The following is a 12,453-nucleotide window of genomic DNA, read 5'->3' as shown; positions in this document are numbered from 1 at the left end:
CTGGGTCGCCGGGTTCGACTTCGGGGCCTATATCGGCATGCAACTGCTGATGCGCCGTCCCGAGACGGACGGCTTCATCTCGGTCTCGCCGCCGACCAACATGTACGACTTCAGCTTCCTGGCCCCCTGCCCGGCCTCGGGTCTGTTCCTGACGGGCTCGGCCGACACCATCACCCCGCCGGTCGAGGTGGAGCGCGTGGTCACCAAGCTGCGCACCCAGAAGGGCATCACGATCGACTACGAAGTCATCGACAAGGCCACCCACTTCTGGGCCGAGCATCTGCCCAGCGTCGAGAAGAGCGTCAGCGAATATCTCGACAAGCGCCTGGCGGAAAATCCGATCTAGGACCGTCAAGAGGCCTCCCTTCGGGGAGGCCTTTTTCGTTCAGGGCCGGACGATCCGCCCGCCGGTCATCGGGGCCTTCACGCCCGTGGTGCCCGGGAAGCTGATCGGCAGCCCTTTGGCCGTCCGCGCGGCCAGGTAGGCGAAGGCCTCCGCCTCGATGCTGTCGCCGCGCCAGCCAAAGGCCTCGGCGGTCTTGACCGGCACGGGCGCGCGCTCGACCAGGGCCCGCATGATCTGGGGATTGTGGCGCCCGCCGCCGCACACGATCAGGGCGGTAGGCCGCGCGCCATGCTCGAAGGCCTTGATCACGGCTTCGGCCGTGAAGGCGACCAGGGTGGCCGCGGCGTCCTCGGCCGACAGCGGCTCGACCAGGTCGAGCGGGAAGTCGTAGCGATCCAGCGACTTGGGCGCCGGGCCGGCGAAGTAGTCGCTGGCCAGGAAGGCGTCGAGAATGACCTGGTCGACCCGACCGGCGGCGGCCAGGCGGCCGTTCTCGTCGAAGCGTCCCAGGCCCCGCTCCTGCAGCATCAGGTCGATCATGCCGTTGCCCGGACCGGTGTCGAAGGCCAGCAGGTCGTCTTCGCCGTTGATCAGGGTGATGTTGGCCACCCCGCCGATGTTCAGGGCCGCCACCGGCGCGGCGAGACCCGAGGCCCGAGCGCGGGCCGCGTGGTAGATCGGGGCCAGCGGCGCCCCCTGCCCGCCGGCCGCCACGTCGGCGGTGCGGAAGTCGAAGGCCACCGGCCGGCCGCTGGCCTTGGCCAGCCGCCCGGCGTCCAGGAGTTGCACGGTCCGGCCGATCCGCTCGGGCGTCGGTCGCTCGTGCAGCACCGTCTGGCCGTGGACGCCCAAAAGGTCGAATGCGTTCCAGGAAAGGCCATGCTCGGCCAGAAAGCTCTCGGCGGCGTAAATGTGCTCGTCGGCGACGGCCTGAGCGGCTTCGGCGAAGATCTCCGGCTCGGGCTTGTCGCGCGGCCAGCCCCGGGCGATCTCGGTCGCCACCAGCAGCAGGTCCCGCGTTTCCTCGCGCAGCTTGCGCTCCCCCGCCGGCCCGAAGGCCTGGATGTCGTGGCCGTCGGTCTCCAGCACCGCCATGTCGACCGCGTCAAGGGAGGTGCCGGTCATGAATCCCAGGATCTTCATAGGAGCGTTGACTGCCACGCCGGCGAAACGGTAGCTAGGGCCCATGATCGACGCTTTCGTCCCGGCCCGTCCCTATTACCGCCCGCTGCCATAGCGGGAGGCCGACCAGACACGTCGCAAAGCCCCCGCCTCGCCGGGGTCGCTTCCTTCCAGTCGATCATGCGCTCCGGCCTCGCTCCGGAGTCCGAAATGAAAGCCTCACATTCAGACCTCGCCGTGCTAGACGGCCCGCCAACCCCATCAGAGAGTCGATCCATGTCCGCCGCGTCGTCCTTTAAGTCAGAGTTCCTGCGAACCCTGGAGGCGCGCGGCTACATCCACCAGATCACTCATCCGGACGAGCTGGACGCGGCCTGCGCCGGCGGGATCGTCACCGCCTACATCGGCTTCGACGCCACCGCGCCCAGTCTGCACGTCGGCTCGCTGATCCAGATCATGATGCTGCGCCGCCTGCAGCAGGCCGGCCACAAGCCGATCGTCCTGATGGGCGGCGGCACCACCAAGGTCGGTGACCCCACCGGCAAGGACGAAAGCCGCAAGCTGCTGTCGGACGCCGACATCGCCGCCAACATCGCCGGCATCAAGCAGGTCTTCGCCAAGTTCCTGACCTTCGGCGATGGACCGACCGACGCCATCATGGTCGACAACGACGCGTGGCTGAGCAAGTTCGGCTACGTTCAGTTCCTGCGCGACTACGGCGTGCACTTCACCGTCAACCGGATGCTGGCCTTCGACTCGGTCAAGCTGCGCCTCGAGCGCGAGCAGCCGATGACGTTCCTCGAGTTCAACTACATGCTGATGCAGGCGGTCGACTTCCTGGAGTTGAACCGCAAGCACAACTGCGTGCTGCAGATGGGCGGCTCGGACCAGTGGGGCAACATCCTCAACGGGGTGGAGCTGACCCGTCGCGTCGACCACAAGGCCGCATTCGGCTTGACGACGCCGCTCCTGGCCACCGCCTCGGGCGCCAAGATGGGCAAGACCATGGCCGGCGCGGTGTGGCTCAACGCCGAGCAGCTGAGCCCGTACGACTACTGGCAGTTCTGGCGCAACACCGAGGACGCCGACGTCGGCCGCTTCCTGAAGCTGTTCACCGACCTGCCGCTGGAGAAGATCGCCGAACTGGAGGCCTTGGAAGGCGCCCAGATCAACGAGGCCAAGAAGGTTCTGGCCGACGAGGCCACCCGCATGGCCCACGGTGACGAGGAAGCCCGCAAGGCGCGCGACGCCGCCGAGAAGGCGTTCGAGCAGGGCGCGCTTTCGGACGACCTGCCGACCTTCGAGATCCCGGCGGCCGAACTGGAGGCCGGTGTCGTCCTGGCCGCTCTGTTCGCCGATGCGGGCCTGGCCGCCTCGCGCGGCGAGGCTCGCCGCCTGGCCCAGGGCGGCGGGGTCAAGGTCAATGACAAGGCCGAACCCGACGCCAATCGCGCGATCACCTCGGCCGACCTCGTCGACGGCGTCGTCAAGCTGGCCGCCGGCAAGAAGAAGATCGTGTTGGTGAAGCCCGTTTAGTTATCGTATGCCCGGACAGGTTCAGGCCCGTCCGGGCCCTCACCTGCTTTGAGTGATCAAGGAAGAGAGCGATGCTGCAACCCGGCGACAAGGCCCCCGATTTCGACCTGCCGACCGACACCGGCCGCGTCAGCCTTTCGGGCCTGAAGGGCAAGAACGTCGTGCTCTACTTCTATCCGAAGGACGACACCGCCGGCTGCACGTCGGAAGCCCTGCAGTTCTCGTCGGAAGTCGAGGAATTCCAGAAGTTGGGCGCGGTGATCGTCGGCGTCTCCAAGGACAGCGTCGCCTCGCACGCCAAGTTCCGAAAGAAGCACGACCTGACCATCGACCTGGCCGCCGACCCGCTAGGCGATGTGGTCGAGGCCTATGGCGCCTGGGTCGAGAAGAGCATGTACGGCCGCAAGTACATGGGCGTGGACCGCTCCACCTTCCTGATCGACCGCGAAGGCGTCATTCGCGAGGTGTGGCGCAAGGTCAAGGTGCCCGGGCATATCAAGGCGGTGATGAACGCCGCCAAGGCGATCAAGTAATTTCGTCTTCTTCCGGAACGGATTGGTCGCGCGAGTGTTGTATCCGCGCCTCAACCTGTGACCTTTCCGCGCTCCAACACCCTTAACGCGTGGCTCTCGCGGTCAGAAAACTTTAAGGATCGAGGCAGAAAGTCGAATTTCGCGACTCACGTCCGGCTAGGGCGCGAAGAGTCTTGCGCGTTTCCGCTTTATCGTAGCATATCGCCCAGACCTGAAACGGGGGGTTTCCTGGGGCGATGGCGATCAAGCGCTTCAAGCGACTGCGGCAATCTCTCGAAGCCCTGTTCCCCGAACGGCACGTCTATATCCGCTCCGGCGGCGAGATGCGCGGCTACGTCTTCTCCACCAACAAGCAGCTTCTCGGCGCGGCCTGCGTCGGCGTCGGCGCGCTGTGGATGGGCGTCTGCACCGCGGCCATGCTGGTCAACGCGTTGGCGGTCAGTTCGGCCGACCAGCAGTTCATCAAGCAGAGAGCCTATTTCGAGCGCCTCAACGCCGATCGGCAGGCCCGCTTGAACAGCGCCGTGGCCCAGCTGTCGGCCACCAACGGCAATCTGGACGACCTGGCGACCTCGGTGGAGAAGCGCCACGCGGCCCTGGCCCTGCTCGTCTCGGACTTCAGGGGCGTGCCCGGCGCGGCCGACGCGCTGAAGGTCGCCAAGCCTCGCCTGCTGGCCGCCAGTCCCGTCGATCGCATCCAGGCGACCCGCATGGACCAGGAGCGCCTGATCGACGCCGCCGAAAGCTTCGCCAAGAGCCGCGCCGAGCGCCTGCGCCTGGCCATGCGCATGGCGGGCCTGGACGCCGGCAACTTCACCGGTCGCGGCGTCTCGCTGGGCGGCCCGCTGATCGAGGCCAAGGATCCCCGCGCCCTCGCCGCCGTCCTGGATGTCGACGAGGAATTCGCCGGCCGTATCCAGCACGCCGCCAACGACATGTCGGATATGCGCGCCCTGGGCGCGGCGGCCAAGAAGCTGCCCTTCTACCGCCCGACCGGCAACCCGGCCCTGTCCTCCAGCTACGGCGTGCGCTTCGATCCATTCACGCACCGCCCGGCCTTCCATTCGGGTCTGGACTTCCCCGGCGCCATGCGCACCCCGATCATGGCCACGGCCCCCGGCGTCATCTCGTTCACCGGCGTTCGCTCGGGCTACGGCAACACGGTCGAGATCGACCACGGCGGCGGCTTCAAGACCCGCTACGCGCACCTGTCCAGCATCGGCGTCCGCGTCGGCCAGCGGGTCGTGATCGGTTCGCGCGTCGGGGCCATGGGCTCGACCGGCCGCTCGACCGGCCCGCACCTTCACTACGAAGTCTGGGTCAATGGCAGGGCCCAAAACCCCAACCGCTTCCTGAAGGCTGGTGAGTATGTTCAGCAAGCAAGCTAAGTCGGGATCCAAGGCTCCCGCGCGCATCGAATCCCCATCGACATCGTTGACGACCGCCTCGCCTGACTCCGCGCGTCGAACGACACCGAAGGTCGCCTCGCTGCTCTCCGCAGATCTAACTGTTGAAGGCGGGATCATCGGCGAAGGCGAGCTGCAGATCGACGGCGTGGTCCGCGGCGACGTTCGGGTCGGCCGACTGACCGTCGGCGAGACCGGCCATGTCGAAGGCGCGGTGTTCGCCGACATCGTCGAGATCCGCGGCCGTATCGTCGGCTCCATCACCTCCAAGCAGGTTCGCCTCTACGGCACCGCTTATGTCGACGGCGACATCACGCACGAACAGCTGGCGATGGAGACCGGGGCCTTCTTCCAGGGCCGCAGCCTGAAGTTCAAGCGCCCTCCGCCCCCGGCCCAGCCCGCGCCGGCGGCCGCGGCCGAGACCCTGGCGATCGCCGCTTCGGCGGGCTGAGCCGTCCACGTCGCCCGACATGAAAAACGCCCCGGATCGCTCCGGGGCGTTCTTTGTTTCGGCCTTGCGGTGGTCGCCTAGGCTTCGGCGGCGTCGCGCGTGGCGCCGACGCGCTGGGCCAGCGAGGCGCCCATGAAGGCGTCCAGGTCGCCGTCGAGGACGCCCTGGGTGTCGGAGGTCTCGACGTTGGTCCGCAGGTCCTTGACCATCTGGTAGGGCTGCAGGACGTAGCTGCGGATCTGGTGGCCCCAACCGATGTCGGTCTTCTGGTCCTCCAGCGCCTGCTGGGCGGCTTCCCGCTTCTGCAGTTCGGCCTCGTACAGGCGCGCGCGCAGCATCTTCCAGGCTTCCTCTCGGTTCTGGTGCTGCGAGCGACCAGCCTGACAGGCGACCGCGATGCCGGTCGGGATGTGCGTCAGACGCACGGCCGAGTCGGTCTTGTTGATGTGCTGACCGCCGGCGCCGGACGCGCGATAGGTGTCGGTCCGCACGTCGGACGGATTGATCTCGATCTCGATGGTGTCGTCGACCACGGGATAGACCCAGGCCGAGGCGAACGAGGTATGGCGACGGGCGCTGCTGTCATAGGGGCTGATGCGCACCAGACGGTGCACGCCAGCCTCGGTCTTCAACCAGCCATAGGCGTTCGGGCCCTTGACCAGCAGGGTCGCGGACTTGATGCCGGCCTGGTCGCCGTCGGTCTCTTCGATCAGCTCGGTCGTCATGCCGTGGGCGTTGGCCCAGCGGGTGTACATGCGCAGCAGGATGCCGGCCCAGTCGCACGACTCGGTGCCCCCGGCCCCGGAGTTGATTTCGATGTAACAGTCGTTGCCGTCCGCCTCGCCGGACAGCAAGGCCTCCAGCTCGGCGCGGCCGGCGCGTTCCTTCAGAACCTTGAGCTGGGCGCGGGCGTCGTTCAGCGACTCCTCGTCGCCTTCCATGTCCGCCAATTCGGCGTACTCGACGGCGTCCTTCAGGTCGCGCTCGATCGATTGCACCGCCTCGACCTTGGCGGCCAGGCTGGCGCGCTCGCGCGAGACGGCCTGGGCCTCGGACGGGCGGTCCCAGAGGGTCGGGTCCTCGACCCGGGCGTTCAGCTCATCGAGCTTTCGGAGGGCGACATCCCAGTCAAAGACGCCTCCTGAGCAGTCCCACGGACTGCTCGATGTCGGCCGCGGCGGCCTCGACATCCGGTCGCATCACGTAACTCCGTGACAGTGTTGAAGGGCGCGGGAGATAACCTGCGCCGCTCCCCCGCGCAATGACATCAATAGAGACCGCTGAGCGGATCGGTCTTCGGAGGCGGCTTGCCGGGCTGCGCCGCGGGCGGCGGGATCTCCGGCAGGCCGGCCGGCAGGTCACCATATGGGATCGGCCCGGTGGGCGCGACCTCGACCTTGGGCTCGGTGCCCGGGCGGAAGGCCTCGCGAATCCCGCGGACCATGGCGAACTTGGCGGTCTTGGGCGGCTTGAAGTCGACGATCGGCTGGCCTTGCAGCGCCACCTTCATGAAATCCATGAACACCGGCACCGCATCGGCGGCGCCCGTCTCGCCCTCGCCCAGCGAACGGTTGTCGTCGAAGCCGACGAAGACTCCAACCACCAGGCTGGGCGAATAGCCCACGAACCAGGCGCTGCGGTACTCGTTGGTGGTGCCGGTTTTGCCCGCCAGGGGGCGGCCGAGGGAGCTGACGGCCGCGGCCGTGCCGCGCTGGACCACGCCCTGCAGCATCGAGGTGATCTGGTAGGCCGTCACCGGGTCCATGACCTGGTCGCCGGGCGCGGGGAAGCGCGGGCTCTCGTCGCCGTTGAAGCCGGCGTCGCAGCGCTCGCAGTCGCGCTTGTCGGCGCGGAAGATGACCTTGCCCTCGCGGTCCTGCACCAGCTCGATCAGGTGCGGTTCGACGCGACGGCCGCCGTTGACGAACGGGGCGTAGGCGGCGGTCAGCTTGAACGGCGTCGTCTCCCCCGCCCCCAGCGCCATCGCCAGCACCGGATCCATGTCGCGAACCACGCCCGTGCGCTTGGCGAAGTCGATAATCTTCTTCATGCCCACGCCCTGGGCCAGGCGCACGGTCATGGCGTTGATCGACTGCTCCAGGCCCTTGCGCAGCGGCTGAGCGCCGTAGAACTCCTTGTGGTAGTTCTCCGGGCTCCAGTCCTGGCCATTGGCGCCCTTCAGGGTGATGGCGCTGTCGACGATGACGCTGGCGGGCGTGTAGCCGTTCTCCAGCGCCGCGGCATAGACGAACGGCTTGAACGACGAACCCGGCTGGCGCATCGCCTGGGTGGCGCGGTTGAAGTTCGACAGTGAGTAGCTGTAGCCCCCGACCAGGGCCACGATCCGGCCGGTATAGGGCTCCATGGCCACCAGGGCGCCGTTGACGTTCGGGACTTGCCGCAGACGGTAGCCGCCGCTGGCGGCCTTCTCGACGAAGACCAGATCGCCGGCCTTCAAGCCCTTGCCGTTCTTGGCCCAGGTCACATCCTCGCCAACGATCTGACCCTCGCCCTCGTTCTTGACCAGGCGCACGCGCCCGTCGTTGGAGGTCACCAGGGCCGGCCGCCAGCTGTTGCGCTCCGACGGGATCGGCTTGGCCAGAGCGGTCTTTTCCCAAGCCAGGTCCGTTGATTCGACATGACCCCAGGCGCCCCGCCAGCCGTGGCGGCGATCGTACTTTTCGAGACCATCCATCAGCGCGGCCCTGGCCGCCGTCTGCAGGCGCGGATCCAGGGTCGTGCGCATGTAGTAGCCGCCCTCGTTCAGGCGCGGACCCAGCGTGGCCATGCCGCGCTGGCGCACTTCCTCGACGAAGTAGTCGGCGTCCCGATAGGCGGCCCGCTTGGGGGCGGCCTGAACGACCAGGTCCTCGGCCATGGCCTTCTGGGCCTCGGCCTTGGTGACCCAGCCCTGCTCGGCCATCTGGCCCAGCACCCAGTTGCGGCGGCCCATCGCCTTGGCCTTATTGCGGATCGGATGGTAGTTGTCCGGCCCCTTGGGCAGCGAGGCGAGATAGGCGCACTGGGCCAGGGTCAGGTCCGGCAGCGACTTGCCGAAATAGTTGTAGGCGGCCGCGCCGACCCCGAACGAGCGGTAGCCCAGCCAGATTTCGTTCAGATAGAGCTCGAGGATCTGCTGCTTGGTCAGCGACTGCTCCAGGCGGTGGGCCAGGATCGCTTCCTTGAACTTGCGCCCCACGGTGGCGTCGCTGGTCAGCAGGACGTTCTTGGCGACCTGCTGGGTGATGGTCGAGCCGCCCTCCAGCCGCTTGCCGCGGATGGCGTTGCCGACGTTCTTGATCATGGCGCGCGAGAGCCCGCCAACGTCGACGCCGCCATGCTGGAAGAAGTTGCGATCCTCGGCCGCCAGGAAGGCCTGGGCCAGCTGTGGCGGGATCTGGTCGTACGGAATGAAGATCCGGCGCTCTTTGGAATATTCGCCGATCAGGGTGCCGTCCCACGCATAGACCCGCGTCGCCGTTGGCGGACGATAGTCCTGCAGCTCACCGGCGTCGGGCATGTCGTGGAACAGCCAGGCGGCGTAGATCGCGATCGCGAATCCCGCGACGGCGATCGCCGAAAGCACCGCCACGCCCGCGATGGCCATCCATCGTTCGGTGGGTTTCAGATCCACGCGACCTCCGTCGGGCGGGCGCCCTCGCCCGCCGCACACCTTGACTCGATCGTCTGCGCACGACGCAGGCGTTCACTCTGTGATTAGAGCGAGGCGCGCGAAAGGGGAAGCCGGCCTTTCGGTCAGGACTTCCGGACGTCCGCGGAGAAATAGGCCTCGATCGAGTCGCCGACGGCGTCGACCAGGCGCGCGCGGCTGGCCTTGGTGGTCAGGAAGGCTTCGTCGTCGGGGTTGGTGATGAAGCCCATTTCCAGCAGCACGGCCGGCACGTCGGGCGCCAGCAGCACGATGAAGCCGGCGTCGCGATGGCTGCGGCGCAGCAGAGCCGTCTCCTCGCCCACGTTCGTGAGCAGAAGCTGGGCGAAGGCCGACGAGCGGTTCTTGGTGGCGCGCTGGGACAGGTCCAGCAGGATCTGGCTGACCGCGCGGTCGCGTCCCGGCAGGTTGGCCTTCATCAGCCAGTCGTTCTTGTCGAGCACCAGCCCGACCCGTTCGGTGCCCTTTTCGGACAGGGTGTAGACCGAAGCCCCACGCGTCGTGGTGTCCGGGCCCGAGTCGGCGTGCAGCGAGATGAACAGGTCCGCATCGGCGCGACGGGCGACCTGCACGCGCGATTCCAGCGGCACGAAGGTGTCGGTCTCGCGGGTCAACACGACCTGATAGCGCCCCGTGCGTTCGAGACGGGTCTTCAGGGCCTTGGCGGCGGCCAAGGTGACGTCCTTCTCATAGACATTGGCGCCCAGCGAACCGGGATCCTTGCCGCCGTGGCCGGCGTCGATGACGATGACCTTCTTCAGGCGCAGCGGCGCGGCCTTGACCGGCGCGCTGGCCAGGGTGAGGCGCGGCGTGGCCTGGGGCCCACCCTGGACGCCGCTTGGCGCTCCATCCACGGCCTTCAGGTCGATGACATAGCGATAGGCGCTCGCGCCGTCGCCGGGCGGGAGCAGGAAGCGGCGACGAACCTCGACCTTGCCGGCGAGATCCAGGCGCAGGCGGACGCCGCCCGCGGCCTCGTCGATCACCCAGCGCTTGACCACGCCCTGCCCCGCGCCCTGCAGGTCGCCGGAAATCGTGACATTGGGCAGGGCCAGGACCAGGCGCTGATCGTCCGCGCCGTCCGAAATCAGCTTGCCGGCGGCGGCGCGATCCAGGTCGATCACCACGCGCGTCTCGGTGCGATCGCCGCCGAAGCGAACCTTCTGCACGCCGGACGGCGCGGCGGGGCCCTGGGCGGTGGCCACGGCGACCCCGGCGGTCGTCATGCCGCCGACGATTAACGCCGCCCGAACCCAGCCCATGCGGGCCAAACTGATGAGAACCTTACGCATACCCGCCCGCGCTAGCCGGATTTGGTGAACCGAACGTCAATATCGCCGGCAGGGGGTAGCCAAAGGGTTAAGTCGAGATCGATGGCGAAAGCTTTTCTTTTGGTCGCCGATGTGGCTACAGTCCTGCCGCGTGCGTAGTCCGTGATCGTCACGACTCCGTGCGGGCTGTCTGTGCTTCGAAAGTGGTCCTGAACCCCTTCCGATGCGGAGGCGGCAGACTAGATAGTGTCGAGATACGGCCGACCGTGCGGGCAAGACGCCTACCGTGACGCCGTATCGCGGAGCCCGCGTCGGGCTCAACGCCTTCCGGCGACGACGCGCCATCCGATCCGCGCCATCTGGCGCGACAGGACAAACATCCAGTCCGCGCTTCACCGCGCGGTAGGGACAAAACGAAACCCAATGGGCTGCGCCGCACCCGATCGCCTTTGGCACCTGACCCTTCGCAACCGCTTCGGCGGGGCGATGACGGTCGGCGACGCGCGCGCCCTTCATTCATATCGGCGCCCGGGCCTCGCGCCCGCCGCGCGCCGTGGAGACTTCCTTAATGTCGAAGAAGATGCTGATCGACGCAGCACACGCCGAAGAGACGCGTGTGGTCGTCGTGGACGGAACCCGGGTTGAAGAATTCGATTTCGAGAGCCAGACCCGCAAACAGCTTCGCGGTAATATCTATCTCGCCAAGGTAACGCGCGTCGAACCCAGCCTGCAGGCCGCGTTCGTCGAGTACGGCGGCAATCGCCACGGCTTCCTGGCGTTCAACGAAATCCACCCCGACTATTACCAGATCCCGGTCGCCGACCGTGAAGCGCTGATGCGCGATGACTCGGGTGACGATGACGACGACACGCCGGTTTCGCGTCGCGCCTCGGGCGGCGACGACGAGGATGACGTCAACGGCGGCGATCACGCGGTCGACGACGAAGAAGACGACGTCGAAGAAGAGCTGGCGCGCCGCAAGCGCCGCCTGATGCGGAAGTACAAGATCCAGGAAGTGATCCGCCGCCGGCAGATCATGCTGGTTCAGGTCGTCAAGGAAGAGCGCGGCAACAAGGGCGCGGCCCTGACCACCTACCTCTCCCTGGCCGGCCGCTACGGCGTCCTGATGCCCAACACCGCCCGCGGCGGCGGCATCAGCCGCAAGATCACGGCGGTGACCGACCGCAAGCGCCTCAAGAGCGTCGTCCAGAGCCTGGACGTGCCGCAGGGCATGGGCCTGATCGTCCGCACGGCCGGCGCCAAGCGCACCAAGGCCGAGGTCAAGCGCGACTACGAGTACCTGCTGCGCCTGTGGGAAAACATCCGCGAGAACACGCTGCACTCGATCGCGCCGGCGCTGATCTACGAGGAAGAAGACCTCGTCAAGCGCGCCATCCGCGACATGTACGACAAGGACCTGGACGGCATCTGGGTCGAGGGCGACGCCGGCTACAAGGAAGCGCGCGACTTCATGCGCATGCTGATGCCGAGCCAGGCCAAGAAGGTCTTCAACTACCGCGACCCGACCCCGCTGTTCGTGAAGCACAAGATCGAGGACCATCTGGCCCAGATCTATTCGCCGGTCGTGCCGCTGCGCTCCGGCGGCTATCTGGTGATCAACCAAACCGAGGCCCTGGTCGCCATCGACGTCAACTCGGGCAAGGCCACGCGCGAGCGCAACATCGAGGCCACGGCCCTCAAGACCAATATCGAGGCCGCCGAGGAAGCCGCCCGCCAACTTCGCCTGCGCGACCTGGCCGGCCTGATCGTCATCGACTTCATCGACATGGATGAAGCCAAGAACAACCGCACGGTCGAGAAGGTCCTGAAGGACGCCCTGAAGGACGACCGCGCCCGCATCCAGATGGGCAAGATCTCGGGCTTTGGCCTGATGGAGATCAGCCGTCAGCGCCGCCGCACCGGCGTGCTGGAAGGCACCACCCACGTCTGCGAACACTGCGAAGGCACCGGCCGCGTCCGTTCGGTCGAGTCCAGCGCCCTGGCCGCCCTGCGCGCCGTCGAGGCCGAGGCCCTGAAGGGCAGCGGCGCGGTGACCCTGAAGGTCTCGCGCGCGGTCGGACTCTATATCCTCAACGAAAAGCGCGCCTATCTGCAGCG

General features: G+C 67.3%; 12 protein-coding genes. 8 read left to right on the top strand and 4 right to left on the bottom strand.

The window, feature by feature from the left end:
• A partial coding sequence (locus VJ655_RS15650) for an alpha/beta hydrolase (protein WP_414646989.1) occupies positions 1–346 on the top strand: 346 nt, incomplete at its 5' end.
• Positions 347–385: 39 nt separating this feature from the next.
• On the opposite strand, the gene VJ655_RS15645 is transcribed toward VJ655_RS15650, so the two are convergent.
• Positions 386–1,534, bottom strand: a complete 1,149-nt coding sequence (locus VJ655_RS15645; protein ID WP_324112646.1) for an anhydro-N-acetylmuramic acid kinase — start codon at positions 1,532–1,534, stop codon at positions 386–388.
• Between VJ655_RS15645 and VJ655_RS15640 the strand changes: the two genes are divergently transcribed.
• The 5 genes from VJ655_RS15640 to VJ655_RS15620 all read left to right on the top strand — a co-directional run bounded on the left by VJ655_RS15640 (position 1,533) and on the right by VJ655_RS15620 (position 5,394).
• Positions 1,533–1,583: a hypothetical protein gene (locus VJ655_RS15640; RefSeq protein WP_324112648.1), complete on the top strand. Its 51-nt coding sequence runs from the start codon at positions 1,533–1,535 to the stop codon at positions 1,581–1,583. The genes VJ655_RS15645 and VJ655_RS15640 overlap by 2 nt on opposite strands.
• A gap of 95 nt (positions 1,584–1,678) precedes the next feature.
• Entirely contained in the window at positions 1,679–3,004 is a 1,326-nt protein-coding gene (tyrS, locus tag VJ655_RS15635; protein WP_324112644.1) for a tyrosine--tRNA ligase, read from the top strand.
• A gap of 71 nt (positions 3,005–3,075) precedes the next feature.
• Positions 3,076–3,537: a peroxiredoxin gene (locus VJ655_RS15630; RefSeq protein ID WP_324112642.1), complete on the top strand. Its 462-nt coding sequence runs from the start codon at positions 3,076–3,078 to the stop codon at positions 3,535–3,537.
• Between the two features lie 236 nt (positions 3,538–3,773).
• Complete coding sequence (locus VJ655_RS15625; protein ID WP_324112639.1) at positions 3,774–4,925, top strand: peptidoglycan DD-metalloendopeptidase family protein; 1,152 nt, start codon at positions 3,774–3,776, stop codon at positions 4,923–4,925.
• Complete coding sequence (locus VJ655_RS15620) at positions 4,906–5,394, top strand: polymer-forming cytoskeletal protein (RefSeq protein WP_324112637.1); 489 nt, start codon at positions 4,906–4,908, stop codon at positions 5,392–5,394. Before VJ655_RS15625 ends, VJ655_RS15620 begins: the two co-directional genes overlap by 20 nt.
• A 77-nt stretch (positions 5,395–5,471) precedes the next feature.
• Here the strand turns inward: VJ655_RS15620 and prfB are convergent.
• From prfB to VJ655_RS15605, 3 genes are all read right to left on the bottom strand, one after another.
• Positions 5,472–6,594 (bottom strand): peptide chain release factor 2 gene (prfB, locus tag VJ655_RS15615; protein WP_324112635.1). Its coding sequence is split into 2 segments (ribosomal slippage): positions 5,472–6,524 and positions 6,526–6,594, totalling 1,122 coding nucleotides; the frame shifts between segments, so codons are not numbered across the junction.
• A 67-nt stretch (positions 6,595–6,661) separates the two neighbouring features.
• Positions 6,662–9,028: a penicillin-binding protein 1A gene (locus VJ655_RS15610; RefSeq protein WP_324112633.1), complete on the bottom strand. Its 2,367-nt coding sequence runs from the start codon at positions 9,026–9,028 to the stop codon at positions 6,662–6,664.
• A 122-nt stretch (positions 9,029–9,150) separates the two neighbouring features.
• Positions 9,151–10,356, bottom strand: a complete 1,206-nt coding sequence (locus VJ655_RS15605) for an N-acetylmuramoyl-L-alanine amidase (protein ID WP_324112630.1) — start codon at positions 10,354–10,356, stop codon at positions 9,151–9,153.
• A gap of 402 nt (positions 10,357–10,758) precedes the next feature.
• On the opposite strand from VJ655_RS15605, the gene VJ655_RS15600 reads away from it, so the two are divergent.
• Both VJ655_RS15600 and VJ655_RS15595 read left to right on the top strand, forming a co-directional pair.
• A complete protein-coding gene (locus VJ655_RS15600) occupies positions 10,759–10,980 on the top strand; it encodes a hypothetical protein (RefSeq protein ID WP_324112629.1) in 222 nt (73 codons plus the stop codon).
• A partial coding sequence (locus VJ655_RS15595; RefSeq protein ID WP_324112626.1) for a ribonuclease E/G occupies positions 10,904–12,453 on the top strand: 1,550 nt, incomplete at its 3' end. The genes VJ655_RS15600 and VJ655_RS15595, both read left to right, overlap by 77 nt.

This window comes from Caulobacter sp., assembly GCF_035254145.1.
In the GTDB taxonomy this organism is placed as follows: Bacteria; Pseudomonadota; Alphaproteobacteria; order Caulobacterales; family Caulobacteraceae; genus Caulobacter.
The sequence above is the reverse complement of the archived record's forward strand: the minus strand, read 5'-3'. Positions and strand labels throughout refer to the sequence as shown.

Coding starts and splice junctions, on each gene's coding strand:
- VJ655_RS15645 (WP_324112646.1), bottom strand. CDS start 1,534: ATGGGCCCTAGCTACCGTTTCGCCGGCGTGGCAGTCAACGCTCCTATG.
- VJ655_RS15600 (WP_324112629.1), top strand. CDS start 10,759: ATGGGCTGCGCCGCACCCGATCGCCTTTGGCACCTGACCCTTCGCAAC.
- VJ655_RS15620 (WP_324112637.1), top strand. CDS start 4,906: ATGTTCAGCAAGCAAGCTAAGTCGGGATCCAAGGCTCCCGCGCGCATC.
- tyrS (WP_324112644.1), top strand. CDS start 1,679: ATGAAAGCCTCACATTCAGACCTCGCCGTGCTAGACGGCCCGCCAACC.
- VJ655_RS15625 (WP_324112639.1), top strand. CDS start 3,774: ATGGCGATCAAGCGCTTCAAGCGACTGCGGCAATCTCTCGAAGCCCTG.
- VJ655_RS15605 (WP_324112630.1), bottom strand. CDS start 10,356: ATGCGTAAGGTTCTCATCAGTTTGGCCCGCATGGGCTGGGTTCGGGCG.
- VJ655_RS15630 (WP_324112642.1), top strand. CDS start 3,076: ATGCTGCAACCCGGCGACAAGGCCCCCGATTTCGACCTGCCGACCGAC.